Origin of the sequence: Halomonas sp. MMSF_3323, from assembly GCF_030733595.1 — a bacterium.
In the GTDB taxonomy this organism is placed as follows: Bacteria; Pseudomonadota; Gammaproteobacteria; order Pseudomonadales; family Halomonadaceae; genus Halomonas; species Halomonas litopenaei.
Genome location: NZ_JASHIT010000004.1, coordinates 34,582 through 51,522 on the forward strand (window position 1 = coordinate 34,582; position 16,941 = coordinate 51,522).

15 protein-coding genes are annotated in these 16,941 nt (G+C 64.4%); 13 read left to right on the forward strand and 2 right to left on the reverse strand.

What is annotated here, in order from left to right:
• Nucleotides 1–78: 78 nt before the first annotated feature.
• A complete protein-coding gene (locus RBB39_RS02720) occupies nt 79–2,826 on the reverse strand; it encodes a bifunctional acetate--CoA ligase family protein/GNAT family N-acetyltransferase (protein WP_108449297.1) in 2,748 nt (915 codons plus the stop codon).
• Between the two features lie 228 nt (nt 2,827–3,054).
• Here RBB39_RS02720 and RBB39_RS02725 point away from each other — a divergent pair, with 228 nt between their 5' ends.
• Together RBB39_RS02725 and RBB39_RS02730 are read left to right on the forward strand one after the other, a co-directional pair.
• A complete protein-coding gene (locus RBB39_RS02725) occupies nt 3,055–3,990 on the forward strand; it encodes a histone deacetylase family protein (protein WP_108449298.1) in 936 nt (311 codons plus the stop codon).
• Between the two features lie 312 nt (nt 3,991–4,302).
• Nucleotides 4,303–4,935, forward strand: coding sequence for a helix-turn-helix domain-containing protein (locus tag RBB39_RS02730; RefSeq protein ID WP_045992207.1), 633 nt, complete (start codon nt 4,303–4,305; stop codon nt 4,933–4,935).
• Between the two features lie 31 nt (nt 4,936–4,966).
• On the opposite strand, the gene RBB39_RS02735 is transcribed toward RBB39_RS02730, so the two are convergent.
• On the reverse strand, nt 4,967–5,824 hold the full coding sequence (locus RBB39_RS02735) for a formate dehydrogenase accessory sulfurtransferase FdhD (RefSeq protein ID WP_045992208.1): 858 nt from the start codon (nt 5,822–5,824) through the stop codon (nt 4,967–4,969).
• Between the two features lie 223 nt (nt 5,825–6,047).
• On the opposite strand from RBB39_RS02735, the gene RBB39_RS02740 reads away from it, so the two are divergent.
• The 11 genes from RBB39_RS02740 to glp all read left to right on the forward strand — a co-directional run bounded on the left by RBB39_RS02740 (nt 6,048) and on the right by glp (nt 16,891).
• On the forward strand, nt 6,048–6,479 hold the full coding sequence (locus RBB39_RS02740; RefSeq protein ID WP_045992209.1) for a DUF3305 domain-containing protein: 432 nt from the start codon (nt 6,048–6,050) through the stop codon (nt 6,477–6,479).
• Complete coding sequence (locus RBB39_RS02745; protein WP_306168756.1) at nt 6,476–7,282, forward strand: DUF3306 domain-containing protein; 807 nt, start codon at nt 6,476–6,478, stop codon at nt 7,280–7,282. The genes RBB39_RS02740 and RBB39_RS02745 overlap by 4 nt, the downstream gene beginning before the upstream one ends.
• A 119-nt stretch (nt 7,283–7,401) precedes the next feature.
• Complete coding sequence (locus RBB39_RS02750) at nt 7,402–9,204, forward strand: 4Fe-4S binding protein (protein ID WP_108449300.1); 1,803 nt, start codon at nt 7,402–7,404, stop codon at nt 9,202–9,204.
• Nucleotides 9,201–9,860 (forward strand): molecular chaperone, encoded by a 660-nt coding sequence (locus tag RBB39_RS02755; RefSeq protein ID WP_108449301.1) that lies wholly within the window; start codon nt 9,201–9,203, stop codon nt 9,858–9,860. Before RBB39_RS02750 ends, RBB39_RS02755 begins: the two co-directional genes overlap by 4 nt.
• A 2-nt stretch (nt 9,861–9,862) precedes the next feature.
• Nucleotides 9,863–10,081: a twin-arginine translocation pathway signal gene (locus tag RBB39_RS02760; protein ID WP_240184258.1), complete on the forward strand. Its 219-nt coding sequence runs from the start codon at nt 9,863–9,865 to the stop codon at nt 10,079–10,081.
• Nucleotides 10,082–10,099: 18 nt separating this feature from the next.
• Nucleotides 10,100–12,955, forward strand: a complete 2,856-nt coding sequence (locus RBB39_RS02765; protein WP_108449302.1) for a formate dehydrogenase subunit alpha — start codon at nt 10,100–10,102, stop codon at nt 12,953–12,955.
• A gap of 34 nt (nt 12,956–12,989) precedes the next feature.
• Entirely contained in the window at nt 12,990–13,613 is a 624-nt protein-coding gene (fdh3B, locus tag RBB39_RS02770) for a formate dehydrogenase FDH3 subunit beta (protein WP_045992214.1), read from the forward strand.
• Between the two features lie 9 nt (nt 13,614–13,622).
• Nucleotides 13,623–14,666: a formate dehydrogenase subunit gamma gene (locus RBB39_RS02775; RefSeq protein WP_222516785.1), complete on the forward strand. Its 1,044-nt coding sequence runs from the start codon at nt 13,623–13,625 to the stop codon at nt 14,664–14,666.
• A gap of 149 nt (nt 14,667–14,815) precedes the next feature.
• Nucleotides 14,816–15,145, forward strand: coding sequence for a DUF1244 domain-containing protein (locus RBB39_RS02780; protein ID WP_045992216.1), 330 nt, complete (start codon nt 14,816–14,818; stop codon nt 15,143–15,145).
• 20 nt (nt 15,146–15,165) lie between these two features.
• Nucleotides 15,166–15,678, forward strand: a complete 513-nt coding sequence (moaB, locus tag RBB39_RS02785) for a molybdenum cofactor biosynthesis protein B (protein ID WP_108133422.1) — start codon at nt 15,166–15,168, stop codon at nt 15,676–15,678.
• A complete protein-coding gene (glp, locus tag RBB39_RS02790) occupies nt 15,668–16,891 on the forward strand; it encodes a gephyrin-like molybdotransferase Glp (protein WP_108449304.1) in 1,224 nt (407 codons plus the stop codon). Before moaB ends, glp begins: the two co-directional genes overlap by 11 nt.
• Nucleotides 16,892–16,941 lie beyond the last annotated feature (50 nt).

Consider the following 16,941-nt stretch of genomic DNA (forward strand, 5'->3'; position numbering starts at 1 on the left):
GAATCATCCGACCGGCTCCCGCCTTGCAAGCACAGGCGGGAGGCCAGGCCGGCGGTCCTGGAATCGAACGCCGACCTGCTACTCCATCGGCCGTTCCAGGCGGTGGCGCTGCCAATCGTTACCCGGCTCGTTGAGGCGCAGCACTGCGTCCACCACCTGCTCCTCCATGTTGAAGCTTTGTCGGAACCCGAGGTGCTTCATCAGTGCGCGCATGGGGTGGTTGTCGATCATGATCTTGCCGACCATCTCCAGGGTGCCGACCCCCTTGCAGTAGCGGATCATCTTTTCCATCAGACGACTGCCGATACCGAGCCCCTGAAGGTCATCGCGGATGATGATCGAAAACTCGGTTCGGATATTGTCGGGATCGTTCCAGACCCGAACCACCCCCAGCATCTCCTTGCTGCCGTCTTCGCAAAGGCGCTCGGCGATAAACGCCATCTGTCGGTCGTAGTTGATATGGGCCAGGCGCGACAGATCGCCCTGGCTTAAATCGGTCTTGTTGTGGAAGTAGCGAAAGCGGATGCTCTCCTCGGACAACTGCCCGTGGAAGTCGGTAATCAGAGGGGCATCTTCAGCCCGAATGGGCCTGAACTCGACGTCCCAGCCGTTTCTGAGCTTGACCCACTCCCTCAGTTCTTCGGGATAGGGCATGATCGCGAAGCGTGCAGGAGAACCGAGGTCCATGGCGAAGTCCACCGCCACCATGCCGTCGCGATTGAGCAGCAGCGGGTTGATCTCGAGACCACGCAGCCGAGGCAGGTCGGTGGCCATCTGCGACAGGGTGACCAGTAGTTGGCACAGCCTTTGTTCATCGCGCTGTGGATCACTCGAGTGCTCACGAATCAGCCGCGCGGCGTGGGTACGAGACACCATGTCCGCGGCCAGCGTCATGTTCAAGGGCGGCAGAGAGACCTGTCGATCCGCCAGAATATTGACCTTGTAGCCGCCGATGCCGAATAGAATCAGTGGTCCGAAGACCGGGTCCCGGGTGATGCCCGCGCACAGCTGCATCGAATGCTTGCCGCGTTGCATGGGCTGGAGGCAGAACTCTCGCACGCGAAAGCCGGGAAATTTCTCGGAGACCTTCTCGCTGAGGCGATCCACCGCCTCGGCCACGTCGCCGGGTCTGGCCAGATCCTGGACCAGCCCCGCCGACAGCTTGTGAGGATGTCGCCGGTAACGAAATGGCCGACTGTTGCCGTCGTGCACGATCTTGATCGCGAAGGGGCCCGTCAGCTCCCGGGCGGCCTCCTCGGCGGCCTGGGCACCGTCGGGATAGCGACTCTCCGCCACCGGCAGGCCGTAAGCCTTGAGCACCTGGGCGGTCTCGCTATGGGTCAGGCTCTCGCGACCATCGGCGAGGACCTCGTCGATCAGCCGGTGGCAGCGCTCTCGCACCTCGGCCGAGGTTGAAAACGGCAGGCTCGGGGGCGTCTGCTGCAATAACGACTGGACCCGCTGATAGTCGACCATGTGCATGAAGGCCTTCACCGCCTTCTCCGGCGACAGATAGGTGGGTACACCCGCTTCGTGACACAGGTGACGAGCGCCGATCGCCTGTTCGAAGCCCATCCAGCTGGTCAACAAGTTACGCCGAAAGCGCTTGCGTTCACGGATCAGCGCCTCGGCGGTCGCCTTGGAAGGCGCCAGACGTGTCGGAGCATGGACCACCAGCACGGCGTCCACATTGGGGTCGGCGGCGACGATCTCCAACGCTGCGACGAAGCGTTCCGGGGTGGCGTAGCCCCCGAGATCCACCGGGTTTTCGCCGGGCTTGCTGATATCGAGGTCTCGCTCGCGCAGCGACGCCTGGGTAGCCTCCTCGAATTCGGCCAGACGACCTCCGGCGTTGATCAACTTGTCGATGGCCAGCATGGCCGGTCCTAGCCCGTTGGATACGATCGCCAGACGGTCGCCCTTGAGTGGGCGCATCCGTGACAGTGTCTCCAGTGCGTCATACAGCTCATCAGAATCGTTGACCCTTACCACGCCCGCACGCGCGAAGGCGGCATCGAAGACCCGATCACGGTGGGTGACGCCCGGTGTCGGTGGCAGGCCGCTGAGGTCGGCTTGGCTGGTCCTGCCACTCTTGATTGCCAGTACCAGCCGATTGCGCGACGCATCACGCACGGCGGTCATGAAGTGCTGGGCGTCGTGCACTCGCTCAAGGTGCAACAGGATCGCCTGGGTGGGCGAGTTCTGATTGATGTAGTCGATCAGGTCGGGAAGCATGACATCGACGCTTTCCCCCAGCGTCAGCAGGTGAGAAAAGCCGATCCCGCGCCCGGCCGCCCAGTCGATCATGGCGTTGGCCAGCATGCCCGACTGCCCCAGATACGCCACCTTGCCCCTGGGCACCGTATGACTGGAGTAGGACGCATTGAGCCGTCGTCCCGGCACGATCAAGCCCATGCACTCCGGCCCCAGTATTCGAATGCCGGAGGACCGGGCCGCATCGAGCATGCGCTGGCGGATCGACGACTTGCCGCCTTCGTCCTGTTCGAGCTGACTGCCACCGGACAGTACCAGGGCCGCGCGCACCCCGCGTTCACCCAGCCGGCTCAACAGTTTCGGCAGGGTCGAGACCGGCGAACACAGGATCGCCAGGTCCACCACCTCGGGAAGTTGAGAGGTTCGAGCGACGCACTCGACCCCGTGGACGCTGGCGTACCCCTTGGGGTTGACCGCCCACAGCTTGCCGCCGTAGCCGCCGTCAAGCAGATTGCGAATGACCTGCCCACCCGTGGACTCTGGCTTCTCGGAGGCACCCACCACGGCGATCGAGGCGGGATCGAAAAAGCGACGAAGAAACTGGGTGCTCACAGGTGATCTCCTCAGGCGACGGGTAGCCGACACCCTGGCGGCGAATTGTGCGCACTTGCGCACTTGAACGTTATGGAAATAGTGCCGGAGTGTGGCGCTACCCCACAACCACGTCCAGCGCTAGCTTGACCAGGAACAAGGCATCCTTGGCATCACGCTTCGACCATTTGCCACTGTCTCGGGGTTCGTATTACTCCTAAGGTGGCGCCAGACCAGTCGGAGATATCGATGATCACAGCCTTTCTCAGTCACCCGTACTGCCAGCGTCATGACATGGGGCCGGATCATCCCGAGAGTCCCTTGAGACTCGATGCCATCAGGGCGCAACTGATGCGCTCTGGCGTGCTGCAACACGCGATGCAGGCAGACGCTCGGGAGGCCACTGAAGAGCAGTTGCAGCGCGTGCATCCCGAGGCGCACCTCACTCGGCTGGAGCAGGCTTCGCCCCAGGAGGGGCACGCCTCGATCGACGCCGATACCCTGATGAACAGCGACAGCCTGCAGGCCGCACGTCTGGCCGCCGGCGCTGTGGTCAAGGGGGTCGATCAGGTGTTCCGCGGTCAGGCCGACAATGTCTTCTGTGCGGTCAGGCCTCCCGGTCACCACGCCGAGGCCCAGGAGGCCATGGGCTTCTGCTTCTACAACAATGTTGCCGTCGGCGCGGCCCACGCCCGCGCCGTCCACGGAGCGCGGCGCATCGCCATCCTCGACTTCGATGTCCACCAGTGCAACGGCACCATCGACATCTTCAAGAATGACCCCGAGGTGATGGTCTGCACCAGCTTCCAGTATCCCTTCTACCCCTGGCGCTATCTGGATACCCCTTACCCCAACGTGGCCCACACGCCGCTGCCCGCCGGCACCGAAAGCGCTGGTTTTCGCGCGGCCATCGAGCGTGACTGGTGGCCCGCTCTTGAAGACTTCCGCCCGGAGCTGATACTGATCTCGGCGGGCTTCGACGCCCATCGCGACGACCCCATGGCAGAGTTGTGTCTCGCCGACGAGGACTACCACTGGATCACCCAGGGTATCCTCGATATTGCCCGGCGACATGCCGAGGGCCGCGTCGTCTCTGTGCTGGAAGGGGGCTATGACCTGGCGGCGCTGGGACGTTCGGTGGAAGCCCATCTGCGGGCCCTGCTGGGGTTGGCCTACCAGCCCTGACGACGGCGACTGGAGCCGTCATGGCGAATCGCCTTCCACCTGGTGGCTTGGCTTACCCCTTGCCCTTGCCCTTGCTTTGCCCTGCCCCAGCCCCTTCCGTCGGCCTGTGTTTCCCGATGCCGGGAAACATGTCCGGGAGATATCGACGCGCCGAACTGCCTCATGATGGACTCGGCTGCCAGGCCTCCAATAGCAGGCCGGGGCAGATAGCTCAGATAGAAAACCCGGGTCGAAGGCCCGCTGAGACACAGGCAGGGAGTGGCGACGCTGTGGTAGCCTAGAGGAAACCTGGTTTCCTATTGTGAACACGACATGGCGCAACACACCGATCAGGAGGCGGCACTCAAGATCGCCTCCGGCCGCAAGGCCTTCGTCGAACCCCTTCGTCTGGGGGAGCGACTCAAGGAGATTCGTCTGGCCAACCAGTGGACCCTGGAGGACGTCAGCCAGAAGACCGGTCTCGCGCGCTCGACCCTATCGAAGATCGAGAACGATCAGATCTCGCCGACCTTTACCGCCGTGCAGAAGCTGATCGGCGGCCTCGACATCGACCTGCCCCAACTGCTGTCACCGCCCAGGCAGCAGACCCGCACCATGGGCAGGCGAGACATGACGCGCCGCGGCGAAGGCCAGCGCCACCCTACCCCAACCTACGAACACGAGCTGCTCAGCTGTGAGCTGGCGCAAAAGCGCATGATCCCGTTCAAGACCATCGTGCGCGCCAGACACTTCGAGGAATTTTCCGAGTGGGTGCGCCATGATGGCGAGGAATTCCTGATGGTGCTGGACGGCGAGATTCTGCTGTACTCGGAATTCTACGAGCCGCTGCGCCTGGTTGCAGGCGACAGCATCTACTTCGACAGCGACATGGGTCACGCGCTGGTTTCGGTGAGTGAAGAGGACGCCACCGTACTGTCGGTCTGTACCCGTCGCGAGAACACCTGAGCGACAACGTCTGGAACGCCTCCGATCACGCCTAGTCTTTCGTCTGCCGGCGCTTGATATCTCCGGGACGCCGGGCCGGCTGTGCGTCGAAGTCGAAGCGCTCGCGCCCATGGACAATCTGGAGCCTGCGCCCCTTGGCCCGAGCGATCAGCAGCACGCCGAAGCGCCGGGCCAGCTCCACGCCCTTCTGGGTAACGCCTGAGCGCGACACCAGCACCGAGATACCCATCTGGGCCACCTTGAGCACCATCTCAGACGTCAGCCGTCCGGTGGTATAGAAGATGTCCGCCTGGCCGAGCGGCAGGTCGTCGAGCCACTCTCGGCCAGCCAGGGTGTCCACCGCATTATGCCGGCCCACGTCTTCGACAAAGTCGAGCACCTCGGTCTGGCGACATAACGCACAGCCATGGACCGCCCCCGCGCTGCGGTAGGTCTCGTTGTAGTCTCCCAGGTTGTCGAGCAGCCGATAGATCACCGACTGACTCACCCTGGCCTGGGACAGCCGGGTCTGTGGCACCGCATCGAGCAGGCGGCCGAATACCGTGCCCTGACCGCAGCCGGTGGTAACGGTGCGCTGGCCTAGCCGTTGCTCCAGATCCTCCGGCGAATGGCGAGTGACCACCGCCGCAGCCTCGACTTCCCAGTCGACCATCACCGCCTCGAGGTCTTCGCGCTGCGTAATCAACCCCTGATTGCGCAAATAGCCCACCACCAATGCCTCCGGGTCCGCTCCCAGCGACATCAGGGTGACGATCTCCCGCCGGTTGAGGTAGACCGTCAGCGAGCGCTCCGCGGCGATAGCCTGACGGTGCGATTCGCCGAACTCATCGACGACGTCGATCTCGATGGTGGGCGGCAACAGGGCGTGACTACGTTGTATGGTCGACATCTCGATCCCCGATAAACATTTCCGATAGGCCTTTCCGATCGACCTTCCCATCGGACAATAAGCGCTGAGGTGGCCGGATAACGTCGAATTGACGGCGTGATGCGGAAACTGCTTTGCTAATACTGCTTGCTGACACGAGTCGGCCGATAAAAGCAGTCGGAACCACGGATCAGGTTCGACGGCATGACTGACCGCATCCTGCCATTGCCAAGGACATTACGCCATGACGAGGCTAGCCAATCGCCGGCCACTCAGTGTGACGATCACGCCACAGGACAAGGTAATCAAGGGCTTTCGCCAGCGCAGCTGGGCAGTCGAGCGTCTGGAGCCTGGCGATCAGGGGCCCAGCGTCGTGACGCTGGTGCTCAGCCTGACCGAGCGGGCGGCTTATCGGTTCAACCTTCAGGCCGCTGCCCCACGTCTGTTTATCCGCGCCGGACACAGCGACGGAGAGCCCCATATCGATGCCATCACCGCCAGCCAGGACGTCGCGGCCAATTGGATGGACGGAGAACACCGCGTGCTCGCCACAGAGATGCCACTGGCGATCCAGGCCTGGATAGAGGCCTATCTGGTGGCCCATGGCGAGGCGCCGATCGAGGGACGCAAGAAAAAGCGCAAGGGTGCCGGACGTGCGCGGGAGAACACCCCATGAGTCGCCTGTCACAGTGGTCCCGCAGAAAGCTCAAGGACCCGTCGGTTGTCGACGGCGCCCCCCCTGACGCAACCGCCGCCAGTGATGCTGCTCTCGACACGCAGCGAGCCCCCGCCGCCCCAATTTCCGGCAGCGATGCCGAACCGTCCCACTCCGATGCCGCTGCCGCGCCCGAGCACGATGCGCACGACGGCGCATCAATTGTGGACGCGACCTCTGATGCGGACGTCGAGCTACCGCCTCCCGAGTCGCTGGCCCCAGGCAGCGATATTCGGGCATACCTCGCCTCGGGCGTGGACCGGGCGCTCAAGAAACGCGCCCTGCGCCAGCTGTTTCGCGGTGAACGCTACAACCTGCGCGACGGGCTGGATGACTATGATGATGACTTTCGCGCCAAGCTGACCCCCTTGCCCAGCGAGACCGCCCAGCGCCTGCGCCGGTGGTGGGATAACGTCGATGACGAGGAGGCCGCGGAAGATAGCGTCGCCGACTCTGCGGGCGAAACGCCAGACGCTCTTTCAGACACCCCGCCAGACGCCCTGCCAGACACCCCGCCAGGGCACAGCGATCAGGGAGACGGCGCTAGCGACGAGGACGTCGCCGATACCACCACGACGCCATCACCGTCACAGTCACAGTCGCAAACCAACGCCACAACGTCGGAGGCCATGACACAAGCTGGCGAACGAGGTGTCAGCCACACCTCCGCATCCGCCAAGGCAGGCCGTACAGCGCCAGCCGCTGGCCGGGCGCTGGCTGCCAGCGAGGAAGATCCCGAGGGGCCTGGTCCCACCTCGTCATAGCGGTGCTTACCGCCTTCGACCAAGGAGTGTTGGCGCATTTGATGTACAGCGCTCACACTTGGGGATGACACATAAGAAAAAAATCATAACGAACACAAAGTTTTCGACCGTGAGTCAGCATGAACCAGAAAATCGCAACCGTGCCGGTGGACACCGAGGTCAACCGGCAGGCCCGTGAGCGAGCCCTTGGCGCCGTCTCCTGGCCGCTCAATCTCGTCGCAGCAACGGTGGGTTACCAAAGCCATGGCCATCTACTGGCGATTGGCGACAGCGCGTCCCTGCTGGAAGTGCTGGAGCGTGCACGAGGGCTTGAACAAGGGCTTGCCAGTATCACGCTGGTGGTGACCGATGTGCCGGATGATGCTCTGTTGCAGCGTGCCGAGGCTGCCGATGTGCAGCTCCAGCCGCTACTCGCCTCCCAACTCGGACGGCTGCACCTGGAAGGCTACCTTGGCCACTTCAGCGCCTGGCTCGACGGCCATGAGGGCCCCATCGAGCTTGCCCGGGCACTGCTGGGCCGAGAACACCATGACCTGGTGCTGGATCTGACACCGACACCGCGCCTGCCCCTGGAACTGCCACCTCCCGGCTATTTTCATGCCCCGGTCGCCGGTGAAGCGCGCACGACACTGATCGACGGCCTCGGCGACTATATCGGTGAATTCGAAAAGCCCCGCTACTTCGAGGTCCACGCCGATCGCTGCGCCCACTCCACTCGTGGCTTCGGTGGCTGTACCCGCTGTCTGGAAGTGTGTCCCGCCGACGCCATCAAGAGCGTCCCCGGACGCATCGATGCCCGCATCGAGATCGATCCCTACCTGTGTCAGGGGGTCGGTAGCTGTACCAGCGCCTGCCCCACCGGGGCCATCGAATTCCGCCAACCGCATAGCCTGCGTCAGCAGGACACCCTGCTCGCCTGGCTCGACCACTACCACGCCGCCGGCGGCCAGTCGGCGGTGCTGCGCTTCGTTCAGGCCGATCACGCCCAGCACCTGCAACCCGACGCGGCCGGCCACGTCATCGATGTGGCGCTGGAAGATCTGGGTTCTGCCGGCGTCGACCATTGGCTGTCGGCCATTGCCGCCGGCGCCTGCGAAGTGCGCATCCAGGCCTACTCCGACATGCCGGACAGGCTGGTCGCTCACCTGGAGGATCAGCTGGCCCAGGGCAGAGCGATCCTCGAGGCGCTGGGGCATGATCCCGGCCGACTGCAGTGGTTCAGCGACGAGGAGCAGGAAAGCTCGCTCGCCCTGCCTCGCCATGCGGGTCTGACGCCCCAGCTGCGCTCCCTGGAACAGGCTCAAGCGTTCGGGAGCGACAAGGACACCCCGTCGGCCACGGTACAAATGGCCGGCGGGCGAACCGGCAATACAGGGGCAACAGATGGCGCAGAAGCGCCCGGCAAGCGCGAGCGTCTCACCCTGGTACTGGACCATCTGGCCACCACTGGCCATGTGGACGGCGAGCGGCACCCGATGCCTCCGGGCAGCCCATTCGGGGGCATCGAGGTCAATGCCGATGCCTGCACTCTGTGCATGGGCTGTGTTGCCAGCTGCCCGACCGGCGCGCTCGGCGCCGGAGGTGACACCCCGCGCCTCGACTTTCGCGAAGCAGACTGCGTCCAGTGCGGCCTGTGCAGCAAGAGCTGTCCAGAATCCGCCATCCGCCTGTCTCCCGGCTTCCTCGCCAGCGCGGAACGCAGCCAGTGGCGAGTGTGCCACGAAGACGCACCCTTTCACTGCATCGTCTGTGGCAGCGCCTTCGCCAACGCCCGCACCATCGCCGCCATCCAGCAGAAACTGGCCAACCATGCGTACTTCAGTGGTGACCAGGCACGTCGGCTGGAAATGTGTCAGGACTGCCGGGTCAAGGACGTATGGCACGAGATGGCGACCAATCCGGAGGCCCAGCTCAAGCTATGACCACGCACGACATTCCTGACTCCCGCACCGAAGAAGCCGATCTGAGGGCCGACATCTACGCCCTGCTGGCGGCACTGCTGCGCGAGCCCCCCAGCGAAGCCCTTCGCCAGTGGCTTGCCGGCCTCGAGGGAGAGCCGGACGACATTCGTTTGAGCCAGGCCTGGAGTCGGCTGGCCACCGCTGCTGCCGACAGCGACGTCGAACGCCTGGAGCGTGCCCACTTTCGTCATCTGATCGGGGTCATCCAGGGCGACGTGCTGCCCTACGCCTCCTACTACCGCGAAGGCGGCCTGATGGAAGCATCACTGGTCGCACTGCGCCGGGATCTCAAGACGCTGGGCATCCAGCGCTCTGCCGACGTCTCGGAGCCGGAAGATCATCTGGCGGCAATGTGCGAGGTCATGGCGATGCTGATCGGCCAGAACGATCAGCGAGCCGGCAGCTTCTTCCATCGCCACCTGGCACCCTGGGCCAACCGCTGCATGCACGATCTTGCCCGGGTCGACACCCCCTTCTATGCGGCGCTGGGTGAACTGGCGACGCTGTTTTTCCAGCGCGAGAGCGCCATCCTGATCGACAACACTACCCTTGGAACCCCTGTGCCCGGCACCAGCGTCCACGAGGACCGAGGCCAGGCCCTTGGAGCAGGAGAATGAGAATGAGCATGAGCACAACGCCCAACACTCAACGCCGTCGTCTTCTCAAGGCCCTGGGGGGCGGCACCGTGGCCGCCGGTGCCGCGGTGGTGGTCGGCCAGGCCTCGGTTGCTGTGGCGCGCGATGACAGCGCCACGACCGCCACCGAGAAACCCGATGACAGCGCCGGTTACCGCGAGACAGAACACGTACGTGCCTTCTACGCATCCCTGCGCGACTGACAACAAGGAGAGCCTGCCATGCGACTGACACGTACCTCCACCACACCCAAGGTCTCCGGTCTCGGCATTTCCCGGCGCCAGTTCCTCAAGCGCAGTGGCGCGGCGACCAGCGGTGTCGCCGGTCTTGGACTGTTCGGCTCACCGATGATGCAACGCGCCGAGGCGGTCGAGAAGACGCCCTACAGCGATGCTCCGGTGGAAACCCGCCGCACCATCTGCTCCCACTGTTCGGTGGGCTGTGGCGTCTACGCCGAGGTCCAGGAAGGGGTCTGGACTCACCAGGAACCGGCCTTCGATCACCCGATCAATCGCGGTGCCCACTGCGCCAAGGGCGCTTCACTACGCCAGCACGGTCACTCCACCCGCCGCCTCAAGTACCCGATGAAGCTGGTCGGGGGCGAGTGGCAACGTCTGTCCTGGGACCAGGCCATCGACGAAATCGGTGCCAAGGTGCTGGAACTGACCGAGCAGCATGGCCCGGACAGTGTCTACTGGCTCGGCTCGGCCAAGTTCAGCAACGAACAGGCCTACCTGATGCGCAAGTTCGCGGCGCTGGCCGGTACCAACAATACCGACCACCAGGCGCGCATCTGCCACTCCACCACCGTGGCGGGCGTCGCCAATACCTGGGGCTACGGAGCGATGACCAACTCGCTCAACGACCTCCAGAACAGCCGCTCGATCATGTTCATCGGCTCCAACCCCAGCGAAGCGCACCCGGTGGCCATGCAGCACATCCTGCTGGCCAAGGAGCGCAGCCAGGCCGAAATCATCGTCGTCGATCCGCGCTTCACCCGCACGGCGGCCAAGGCCGACCACTACGTGCGGATCCGGCCGGGTTCCGACGTGGCCTTCATCTGGGGCCTGCTCTGGCACATCTTCGAGAACGGCTGGGAAGACCAGCAGTACATCGACCAGCGCGTCTACGCCATGGACGAGGTCCGCAACGAGGTCGCCAACTTCCCGCCGAGTGAAGTGGAGCGCATCACCGGGGTGCCGGAAGCCGCCATGTACGACACCGCCAGGCGGCTGGCGGAAAACCGTCCCGGCTGCATCGTCTGGTGCATGGGCGGCACCCAGCACACCACCGGCAACAACAACACCCGGGCCTACTGCATCCTCGAACTGGCGCTGGGCAATATCGGCAAGTCAGGCGGCGGCGCCAACATCTTCCGGGGGCACGACAATGTCCAGGGGGCGACCGATCTCGGCCTGATGTCGCATTCGCTACCCGGCTATTACGGTCTGTCGGAAGCCGCCTGGAAGCACTGGGCGCAGATCTGGGACCTCGATTACGAATGGCTCAAGAGCCGCTTCGATCAGACCGAGTACGCCGACGGCTACCCCATGCACTCCAGCGGCATCACGGTATCGCGCTGGATCGATGGCGTCCTCGAGGAAGACCAGGACATCTCCCAGCGCACCAGCCTGAAGGCGATGTTCTACTGGGGCCATGCGGTCAACTCCCAGACCCGCGGCACCGAAATGCAGAAAGCGATGCAGAAGCTCGAGATGATGGTCATCGTCGACCCCTATCCCACCGTCGCCGGGGTCATGCACGATCGCAGCGATGGCGTCTATCTTCTGCCGGCGGCCACCCAGTTCGAGACCTACGGCAGCGTCACCGCCACCAATCGCTCTCTGCAGTGGCGTGACCGGGTGGTGGAGCCGGCCTTCGAGGCCAAGCCCGACCACAGCATCATGTACCTGCTGAGCCAGCGCCTCGGATTTGCCGACGAGCTGTTCAAGAACATTCAGATCAACGGCGAGGAGCCGCTGATCGAGGACATCACCCGGGAGTTCAACCGCGGCATGTGGACCGTGGGTTACACCGGGCAGAGCCCCGAGCGGCTCAAGACCCACCAGCAGAACTGGCATACCTTCAGCTTCCGCGATCTGCGTGCCGAAGGCGGCCCGGCCGACGGCGATTACTACGGCCTGCCATGGCCCTGCTGGGGTACCGCGGAGCTCAATCACCCCGGCACCCCCATTCTGTACGACACCAGCAAACCGGTATCCCAGGGCGGCCTGACCTTCCGTGCGCGTTTTGGCATCGAGCACGAAGGCACCCCGATTCTCGCCGACAACTCGTTCAGCGCCGGTTCCGATCTCGAGGACGGCTACCCCGAGTTCAGCGCCCAGATGCTCAAGGACCTGGGCTGGTGGGATGAACTGACCGACGAAGAAAAGGCCGCGGCGGAAGGCAAGAACTGGAAGACCGACCTGTCCGGCGGCATCCAGCGCGTTGCCATCGCCCATGAGTGCTCACCTTTCGGCAACGCCAAGGCGCGCTGCAACGTCTGGACCTTCCCCGACCCGATTCCCAAGCACCGCGAGCCGCTCTATACCTCACGCCGGGATCTGGTCGAGGACTACCCCACCTGGGATGACGTCGCCTCGCACTACCGCCTGCCGACGCTGTACCAGAGCATTCAGCAGAATGATGCCAGCAAGAAGTACCCGATCATCATGACTTCTGGCCGCCTAGTCGAGTACGAAGGCGGCGGCGAGGAAACGCGCTCCATGTCATGGCTGGCCGAGCTGCAGCAGGAGATGTTCGTCGAGATCAACCCTGCCCTGGCCAACGACCTGGGGGTCAAGGACGGCAACATGGTGTGGGTGGAAGGCGCCGAAGGCGGCCGTATCAAGGTCAAGGCCATGGTGACGCCTCGGGTAGCGCGGGAAGTGGTGTTCATGCCCTTCCACTTCGGCGGCATGTTCCAGGGCGAAAGCCTGGCCGACCGCTATCCGGATGGCACCACGCCCTACGTGATCGGTGAGGCGGTCAACACCGCCACCACCTACGGCTACGACTCGGTGACCCAGATGCAGGAAACCAAGTGCACCCTGTGTCGCATCGAACTCGCCAGCTAGACACCGACGTCACCGAACCAACAGGAGTTTCGACATGGCCCAGATGAAATTCATGTGTGACGCCGAGCGCTGCATCGAGTGCAATGGTTGCGTCACCGCCTGCAAGAACGCCAACGAGGTCGAGTGGGGCATCCAGCGCCGCCGGGTGGTCACCCTGAACGACGGCGAGCCGTCCGAGGTGTCCATCTCGGTGGCCTGCATGCACTGCGATGACGCACCCTGCATGGCGGTCTGCCCCACCGACTGCTTCTACAAGACAGACGACGGCATCGTGCTGCACGACAAGGATCTGTGCATCGGCTGCGGTTACTGCCTGTACGCCTGCCCCTTCGGCGCGCCGCAGTTTCCCCAGCAGGACGCCTTCGGCGAGCGCGGCAAGATGGACAAGTGCACCTTCTGCGCCGGCGGCCCCGCCGACAGCCCCGAAGAAGAGTACGAGAAATACGGCGCCAACCGCATCGCCGAGGGCAAGCTGCCGCTGTGCGCCGAAATGTGCTCGACCAAGGCGCTGCTGGCAGGCGATGCCCAGACCGTTGCCGACATCTTCCGCGAGCGGGTGGTGCGCCGTGGTCACAAGGATGGCGCCTGGTCGGATATCGGCAATGGCTCGCCCTCGGCGATCGACGCCATGGCCTACGACGCCACACGTAACCAGTGAGGAGGCCCCATGAACCTTCGTGATGCCTTGCCTCGACCGGGTGGAGCCCTGGGGCTGGTGCTGCCAGCACTGCTGCTGTTGTTGCTGGCCTGCGCCGCTCCCGCCATGGGTGCCGACCCCAATGCCGAGATCGCCACCGCCGTACCCAGCGCCGACGCCGATACCTGGCGCCAGGTGAAGGATGGCGAGTCCTTTATCGATACCCGCCACGATTCGACCTACAGCCTGATCAACCAGAGCGGCGAGAGCTGGCGCCAATGGCGCAACAAGTGGGTCTCGCCCTTCGGGCTGATCGCCGTGGGCGGCATGCTGGCGATGATCACCATCTTCTATCTGATCGTCGGTCGCAGCCGCCTCGAGGAGCCACGCACCGGGCGTAAGCTGTTGCGCTGGTCGGTACTCAGCCGGGCGCTGCACTGGACCCTGGCGACGCTGTTCATCATCCTGGCGCTGACGGGCCTCAACATTCTCTACGGCAAGTTCGTGTTCAAGCCAGTGTTTGGCGACGCCTTCTGGGCTGCGATGATCAGCGGCACAAAGTTCCTGCACAACTACATCGGTCCGTTCTTCGGTCTGCTGCTGATCTTCGTGCTGTTGCGCTTTCTCAAGCACAACTGGATCAAGGCCCACGATATCGAGTGGTTCAAGCAAGGCGGCGGCATGGTCGGCGACAAGCATCCAGACGCCGGCTTTGCCAACGGAGGCGAGAAGGCCTGGTTCTGGCTGTTGGCCACGGCCGGCATGGTTGTCTTCGTCAGTGGCCTGGTACTGGATTTCCCGAACTTCGACCAGAGCCGGGACACCATGCAGTGGGCCAACATCATCCATGCGGTGGGTGCCCTCGCGCTTACCGCCGTCTCCTTCGGTCACATCTATATCGGCACCCTGGGGACCGAGGGTGCGCTCGAGGGCATGACCACCGGCTACGTCGACGAAAGCTGGGCCAAGCAGCACCACAACCTGTGGTACGAAGAGGTCAAGGATCAGGCCGAGGCGCCGGCTGACGTGGAGGCCACCGACGATACCAAACCGGAATCACCCAGCCCCTCCTGAGCGCAGCCCCACCCACGGTGACCGCTATCCCTCTCGCCGCCCCGGGCTCACTCGGGGCGGCATTCTTTTGCCGCTGTTCTTGTGACGGTCTTGCGTTACCATCGTGGGACAGTCGCCCGACTGATCGTTTTCTGTTACTGGAGTCCCCCATGCAGCACCTCGATGAGGCCACTCGCACCGAACTCGAGGCGGCCGCCTTCCGCCGCCTGCTTCGCCACCTTGACGACAACAAGGATGTGCAGAACATCGATTTGATGATTCTGGCGGACTTCTGCCGCAACTGCCTGTCCAAGTGGCTGGTCGCCGCCGCCGAAGAGCGCGGTGAGACGCTCGACTACGAAAGCGCCCGTGAACACGTCTACGGCATGCCCTACAGCGAATGGAAGGACAGGTATCAGGCCAAGGCCACCCCCGAACAGATGGCGGCCTTCGAGGCTCGCCAGCAGGCCAAGCAGCAGCGTACCGGTGACAAGGAGTGACGCCAGTGAGTCAGGACACCATGATCGGGTTGAAGGTGGCGGTACTGACCGTCTCCGACACCCGCACCGAAGACACCGATCGCAGCGGTCAGGCGCTGGTGCAGCGGCTCGAGGCCGCCGGCCACCAGCTCGCCGACAAGCAGATCGTGATCGATGACATCTATCGTATCCGTGCGGTGGTGTCAGGCTGGATCGCCGACCCCGAAGTGCAGGTGATCCTGACCACCGGCGGTACCGGCTTCACCGGACGGGATTCCACCCCGGAGGCGGTATCGGCCCTGCTCGACAAGCGCATCGAGGGCTTCGGCGAGCTGTTCCGCCAGCTGTCCTATCAGGAAATCGGCAGCTCCACCGTGCAAAGCCGCTGCCTGGGAGGCATGGCCAATCACACCGTGGTGTTCTGCCTGCCGGGCTCCACCGGCGCTTGCCGCACCGCCTGGGACGGCATCCTTGCCGAGCAGCTCGACAGCCGTCACCGGCCCTGCAACTTCGCCAATCTGGTGATACCGGAGCGGGGGCAGCATGACGTCTAGCCACGCAGCGTCACTGGCGCCCATGGAGGACGCCCTGGCCACCCTGCTCGATGGCGTCGCGCCGCTGCCGGTGGAGCGCCAGCCCTGCGAACAGGCCGAAGGCCGTGTGCTGGCAGCCCCGGTCGTGGCGGCCCTGGATGTACCGCCGTTCGACAATAGCGCCATGGACGGTTACGCCCTGCACCATGAAGACGCCGGACAACGCCTGCCGGTGGCCCTGCGAGTGGCCGCCGGGGCCCCGGGCGAGCGACTGGAGCGCGGCCGCTGTGCCCGCATCTTTACCGGTGGCCAGCTGCCCGAAGGCGCCGACTGTGTGGTGATGCAGGAGAAGGTCCAGCGCGAGGGTGATGAGGCCGTCATTCCCGCCGACATCCCGGCGGGCGACAACGTGCGCCGGCGGGGCCGCGACGTACGCGCAGGCGCCCCGCTGCTGGACGCCGGCACTCGGCTCGACGCCGCCGCACTTGGCCACCTGGCAGGCCAGGGTATCGTCGAAGTGGACGTCCACCGCCGACCCAGGGTGGCCTTGCTGTCCACCGGCGACGAGATCATCGATCCGGGCAAGCCCCTGGCAGCTGGCCAGATCTACAACTCCAACCGCCCCATGCTCAAGAGCCTGCTGGAGCGCTTCGGCGCCGAAATAGTGCTCACGCGCAGCGTACCGGATAGCCCGGAGGGTACCCGCGCCTGTCTGAAGGAGGCCGCCGAGGTAGCGGACCTGGTGGTCTCCACCGGCGGCGTCAGCGTCGGTGAGGAAGATCACGTCAAGGCGGCGCTGGAGACACTGGGCACGCTGAACCTGTGGCGCCTGGCCATTCGTCCCGGCAAGCCGCTGGCCCTGGGTCAGATGGAAGGACCTGGCGGCACGCCGGTGCGGTTTGTCGGCTTGCCCGGCAATCCGGTGTCCAGCTATGTCGGTGCCTGGCTATTCTTGCGCCCGCTGCTGGGTGCCCTGCAGGGCTGTGAATCCATGGCGGAGCTACCGCGGCTATGGGCCCGCAGCGACTTTGCCACCTCCACCGGTCCGCGCCAGCACTACATGCGGGTGCGCCTCGCCTTCGGCCCACAGGGCGTCAGCGCCCTGGCGTTTTCCGACCAGAATTCCGGGGTACTGTCATCCTGCATTGATGCCGACGCCCTGGCGGTGATCCCGCCCCATTGCGAGATAGCGCCGGGCGACAAGGTGGAATGCCTGTGGCTGCGGACCTGGTAGCGGTCCGCTGAAGCAGCGCGGTAGTCGCTAGGCGCGGTCCGAAAAGTCGA